This window comes from Hydrocoleum sp. CS-953, from assembly GCF_002260545.1.
Classification (GTDB): Bacteria; Cyanobacteriota; Cyanobacteriia; order Cyanobacteriales; family Microcoleaceae; genus Trichodesmium.
The window spans coordinates 1-5,836 of the sequence record NZ_LGSU01000987.1 but is presented as its reverse complement, the minus strand read 5'-3'; the positions used below and the strand labels follow the sequence as shown (position 1 = coordinate 5,836).

General features: G+C 36.3%; 3 protein-coding genes and 2 pseudogenes. All 5 read right to left on the bottom strand.

The window, feature by feature from the left end; all coding sequences use genetic code 11:
- Positions 1-138: 138 nt before the first annotated feature.
- A pseudogene (locus tag AFK68_RS13970) lies at positions 139-1,054 on the bottom strand (aminotransferase class V-fold PLP-dependent enzyme); the annotation flags it as partial.
- 1 nt (position 1,055) lies between these two features.
- The coding region (locus tag AFK68_RS38910; RefSeq protein ID WP_371357380.1) for an aminotransferase class V-fold PLP-dependent enzyme at positions 1,056-1,572 on the bottom strand (517 nt) is incomplete at its 3' end.
- An 805-nt stretch (positions 1,573-2,377) separates the two neighbouring features.
- On the bottom strand, positions 2,378-4,123 hold the full coding sequence (locus AFK68_RS45145; RefSeq protein ID WP_371357382.1) for a response regulator: 1,746 nt from the start codon (positions 4,121-4,123) through the stop codon (positions 2,378-2,380).
- 64 nt (positions 4,124-4,187) lie between these two features.
- Positions 4,188-4,714: pseudogene (locus AFK68_RS43455) on the bottom strand (histidine kinase dimerization/phospho-acceptor domain-containing protein); the annotation flags it as partial.
- Positions 4,715-5,171: 457 nt separating this feature from the next.
- Positions 5,172-5,532, bottom strand: a 361-nt coding sequence (locus tag AFK68_RS45140) for a type IV pili methyl-accepting chemotaxis transducer N-terminal domain-containing protein (RefSeq protein ID WP_371357381.1), incomplete at its 3' end; no start/stop codon positions are given.
- Between the last annotated feature and the right edge of the window lie 304 nt (positions 5,533-5,836).

Sequence of the window (5,836 nt, the reverse complement as noted above, 5' to 3'; positions counted from 1 at the left end):
TTTTTTTGATTTATCCCCTTTCAAGGGGAGGCTTTAAACCTTAATTGTTGAATGAATAATTAATTATTGACTATCAACTATTAACTATTAACTATTAATTATTCGGTCAAAATATCCCTACCTATTGTTGTCTATTACCTAAACAAAAGCTTTAATTTCTGCAACTAATTTATCAATTTCTGCTTCTCCACTAAAATAATGAACACAAGCTCTCACACAATCTGGATCGAGAATAGTTCGCACCATAATTTCCTGGCTTTCTAAATATTCAACTAACTGCTGATGCGATTTACCATTGGTTAACTGAAAAGAAACTAATCCTGATTCTGGAGGTGCTGTGCGTAAACATTGAACATCAGGAATTTTGCTTAAATTTTCCCATAAATATGCACTTAACTCTTTAATTTTTTCATACCTTTTTGTTGCAGTTCCCCATTGATTATGTAAATTTATTGCCTCCCTTAAACCAGAATATAAAGGATAAGCAGAAGTAGCAATTTCATAACGTCTACCATCAGGTTGCCAACCAATCGGTTTACCAGTTTTATCTTTCAAAATACTCCGCCAACCAATAAAAGTAGGACTTAAACTTTCTCTAGCTTTAGCACTTACATAAAGTCCGCCTAAACCTTCTGGTCCGCACCACCATTTATGACCAGTAAAGGCATAAAAATCAACTTCTGTTTCTGCTAATTTTAAAGGTAAAACTCCTACAGATTGAGCAGCATCAGCTAATACTTTAATTGGGGATGAAAATAAAGAATGACACAATTTTACAATTTCAGTTAATGGTAAAACTTGACCTGTATTCCACAAAAGATGACTAATTACTAATAATTTTGTATTAGGACGTAAATTTTGCTCTATCACTTCTACAGGGTTTCCTTCATTTAAAGTTGCCATTATTGGGCAAGTAGAAACCTCTATCTTGAAACGTTTTTGAATCTCGTCAATTGTAGCAATAACTCCCGGATGTTCACAGTCAGAAAGTAATAGATGATCTCCAGGCTGCCAGTCTAAACCCCAAAGTGGAATATTACAACCTACAGTAACANGACCTGTATTCCACAAAAGATGACTAATTACTAATAATTTTGTATTAGGACGTAAATTTTGCTCTATCACTTCTACAGGGTTTCCTTCATTTAAAGTTGCCATTATTGGGCAAGTAGAAACCTCTATCTTGAAACGTTTTTGAATCTCGTCAATTGTAGCAATAACTCCCGGATGTTCACAGTCAGAAAGTAATAGATGATCTCCAGGCTGCCAGTCTAAACCCCAAAGTGGAATATTACAACCTACAGTAACATCTTCTGTCAAAGTAATAGTATCTGAATAAACGCCTAATTCTGTAGCGATCGCTCTTCGCGTTAAAGCTGCTTCATTCATCACCCACTTACCAACTTTTTCAGAAAAAGGTCCGAGATTTTGTACTTTTTGATAAGAGTTATAAATTGCCTGCAAAGATATTTCAGGCATCGGTCCTTGACCGCCATAATTAAAATAATTTTTATTAGCTAAAGCCGGAAAATTTTGTCGATAACTTGACAATTGGGAAAGATTCTGGTTCATAAAATGATTGACTTTCAAGGGTAAAGTTTTGTACTGTGCAATTATATCATCAATCCCATAATAGCAATCCTATTTAAATTGTAATATTTTTGTGGTAGGGGCGTTTTCCTGACGGAATGCTCCGCAAACATGTCGCGCAGCGAAACGGCCGTTAGCTTCGCATAACTATCGTTAACGCCCNGTGGTAGGGGCGTTTTCCTGACGGAATGCTCCGCAAACATGTCGCGCAGCGAAACGGCCGTTAGCTTCGCATAACTATCGTTAACGCCCTTACAGGAGTCAGGAGTCAGGAGTCAGAATTTTCAAGTTTTCCCTCAATCTTAACTATTATAAAAATTCTCACAAATCATTTAGGATTGCTAAATAAAAAATAAAATAAATTATCCCACAGAAATATCAATTAATTCTCCCTACTTCCTCTTTTCTAGAGATATCTAAATAATTGATAATTATGCTTGCGTTCCGCAACGCTTCGTCAACAAAAATAATTATCCATTATCCATTATCAATTAATGAAATATTTTCTACAGCAGTTTTCAAATGGATAAACCACAGTCGATTTGCACTGGGGACATAATCGAAGACTTGTATTCGGTTGCAACTTGAGGATGTAGAGCTTTGAAACTAGCCTTTGACTCCTGTACGGGCGTTTTGCTATCGCACAACTCCGTTTTGCTAGCGCAAAGCTCCGCTAACGGCGCTTGAGCCGACATGAAAAACGCGGAGCGACATATAAAGCGGAGCTTTGCGTTTTTCATGGCCAGCAAGCCCCTACGACTCCTGACTCCTACAAAAGTTTTGTGGTTTACTCAACTGAAAAGCGCTGTAATTCAGCTTGAGTCAGAACAAACTCATTTTCTAATTTAATTAACAGTTTTTCTGCTTCAACTATTAAACCAAGTTTAGCTTTTTTCTCCAGAGACGCAGAAGTTTTCTCCATACCTACAATTCCCAAATTTCCACAACTTCCCTTTAAATTGTGAGCAGTTAATTGTAAAGTTTCAGCGTCAAATTCCTCAATAGCTTTTTTCATTGTTGCTAACAGTTGTGAAGTATCCTCAAGAAACAAATCAATCAATTTTCCTACTACATCTCGTTCATCATCTTTTTGTAGGTGTTTACGAATATTGGCGAGGACTTTCCAGTCTACTAGAATATCGGTAGAAATATTACTTAAGTTTGCAGGGGAGGAGTTAGAAACAAACTCGAATGTTTCCAGAGGTACTTCTAAATCTGAATTTTTATTTGCCAAAATTCTTGTTCCCCAATTTGCCAACACCTGCTGCAAAGCTTCCATTTTGACTGGCTTACTAATATAATCATCCATACCAGTTTTCATGCAAATGTCGCGATCGCCCTCCATCGCTCCAGCCGTCATCGCCACAATAACAGGTCTTTTTTCTAAGTCTTTGCCATACTTTTCATAGATATGTTGTGTTGCTTCCAAACCTCCCATTTCTGGCATTTGTACATCCATCAAAACCAAATCATAAGGTATTTGCTCCAAAGCTGTCAAAGCTTCCAGACCATTATTAACTACATCAGCGCGATAACCCATCTGCTGCAACATCGACAATGCTACCTTTTGATTTACCACATTATCTTCAGCAACTAAAATTCTTAAAGGCAGTTGTTTCGCCAGATTCTGATTAATATCTATCTGAACTTGATTTCTAATCCCAATTTGCTGGCTAGCAAAAATTTGCATCAGTACGTTGTACAATTGATTGGGTTTAATCGGTTTATTTAAAAAAGATTGCAAATGTTTCGTAGCATCACTTTTCGTATAACATACTGAACTCAGCATCACCAGTGGAAGCGTTTTCAGTTTTGCCAACTTACGAATTTCAGCAGCCAAAGTAAGACCATCCATTTCTGGCATTTGCATATCTAAAATAGCGAGATCGAATTTTCTGCCTTTCCTCAGCAACTCTATAGTTTCTGCTCCACTCTCTGCTTCTGTAGAAATCATATTCCACTTTTTAGTTTGTATTTTTAAAATGAGTCGATTAGTAGGATTATCATCAACTATTAATACTCGTTTACCAGTAAGTTGAGGCTGAGGATTTTGATAAGCTTTAGGAATACTGGGAGCAGTTGTAGTTAAAATTGTAAAGTGAAATATTGAACCTACAGTAGCAGAATCTTGAGAAAGCAAATTATTTTGATTCGTAACAACAGCATTTCCTCCCACATTTCCCCCACTTTCTACCCACATTTGTCCGCCCATCATTTCACATAGTCGCTGACTAATGGCTAAACCTAAACCAGTACCTCCATATTTACGAGTAGTGGAAGAGTCTACTTGAGAAAAAGATTGAAAAAGTCGCTTCAAACCTTCTGGTGGAATACCAATACCAGTATCTCTAACAGCAAAATGGATTTGGTGGGTAGGAGATTGAGAATTATCAGAGTTAATTTCTTCAGCAGTGACACTTATTACTACTTCTCCAGAGTTAGTAAATTTCACCGCATTACTGACTATATTAACTATAATTTGACGCAAGCGAGTCACATCCCCCACAATTGTAGAGGGAGTAGAATCATCCATAATATAGGCTAATTCTAGTTCTTTCTCTGTAGCTTGAGGAACTAGCAGATCTAAACAAGATTCNGGAGATTGAGAATTATCAGAGTTAATTTCTTCAGCAGTGACACTTATTACTACTTCTCCAGAGTTAGTAAATTTCACCGCATTACTGACTATATTAACTATAATTTGACGCAAGCGAGTCACATCCCCCACAATTGTAGAGGGAGTAGAATCATCCATAATATAGGCTAATTCTAGTTCTTTCTCTGTAGCTTGAGGAACTAGCAGATCTAAACAAGATTCTATACATTCTCGCAAGTCAAAAGCTTGGTTTTCTAACTCTAACTTATTAGCATCAATTTTTGAGAAGTCGAGAATATCATTAATAATAACCAGCAAATTATCACCACTATCACGGATAATTTCGACAAAGTTTCGTTGTTTAGGATCTAGAGCAGTATCTAACAGTAGACTTGTCATCCCAATTACTCCATTCATTGGGGTGCGTATTTCATGACTCATATTGGCCACAAATTCTGATTTGAGCTTGGCTACTGATTGAGCTTCTTTTAAGGCCGTATCTAATTGCTGATTTTTTTCTTCTAATTCTGTTGCTATCTGAGCGGTTTCTTTCTGGGATTGGGCCAGTTTTTGAATATACAGTTTAACCTGTTTCACTGCAGGTCGAAATACAAAGAGTCCCTCTGACAAAAGTAGTAATAGAGCCACTATCAATAATAAATTTTCGGTCTGTCTAGCTTGCTGAACTTTTTTTTGGGCCTCATCATCATATTGGAAGACAATTTCATTCATTCGTGGAAGAAATTTTGCCTCATTTTCCAGAATTTTTTCGACAAAAGGACTAATATTTTTCTGTTCTGAATCTGAGTTTATAGCTATTAGTAAACCTTTAGCCGCCTCGACTATTGGTTGATAATATTCGTCCATCTCAGCAAACATTTGTTTTACTTTAGGGCTATTCTTATTAGCAGGTAATCCTAACTCTGAATCTCCCCACTGTAGTCCTTCATGGGAACGTTGGAATAACTGCACAACATCTTGTAGNGACTAATATTTTTCTGTTCTGAATCTGAGTTTATAGCTATTAGTAAACCTTTAGCCGCCTCGACTATTGGTTGATAATATTCGTCCATCTCAGCAAACATTTGTTTTACTTTAGGGCTATTCTTATTAGCAGGTAATCCTAACTCTGAATCTCCCCACTGTAGTCCTTCATGGGAACGTTGGAATAACTGCACAACATCTTGTAGTTCCTCTTGACGTTGTTTTTTTATTTCTGGGTTGGCAGTAAACTTGAGAGCTAATGAAGCTTTGCTGAGTTTTTGACTCAGCATTCTTTGACGACCTGCAATATTAATTACCCGAGAACTGGTAAACTGATATTCTAGGGCTTTTTTTACTATCATTTTTTCAAATACAAATAACCCTGCAATTACACTGAGTCCGGCAATATAAAGCACCGTAAGGTGGTGAGTTGGAGACGGATTTTGTGTTCTTTTTAACATTTTTATTTTCAAGTTAATTTTTTTGATATTTGATTATTTTATAATTATAAGTAGTTGTGCTTTTAGGAATTTTCTAGTTGAGATAGGGAACAGAGAACAGGGAATAGGGAATAGGGCAAAAGAATTGATAATTTATGGATAAGATTGGAGATATATAATAAAATGTGTAATTAATTTTGCATAAGCACTTAACAGTATATTTTTT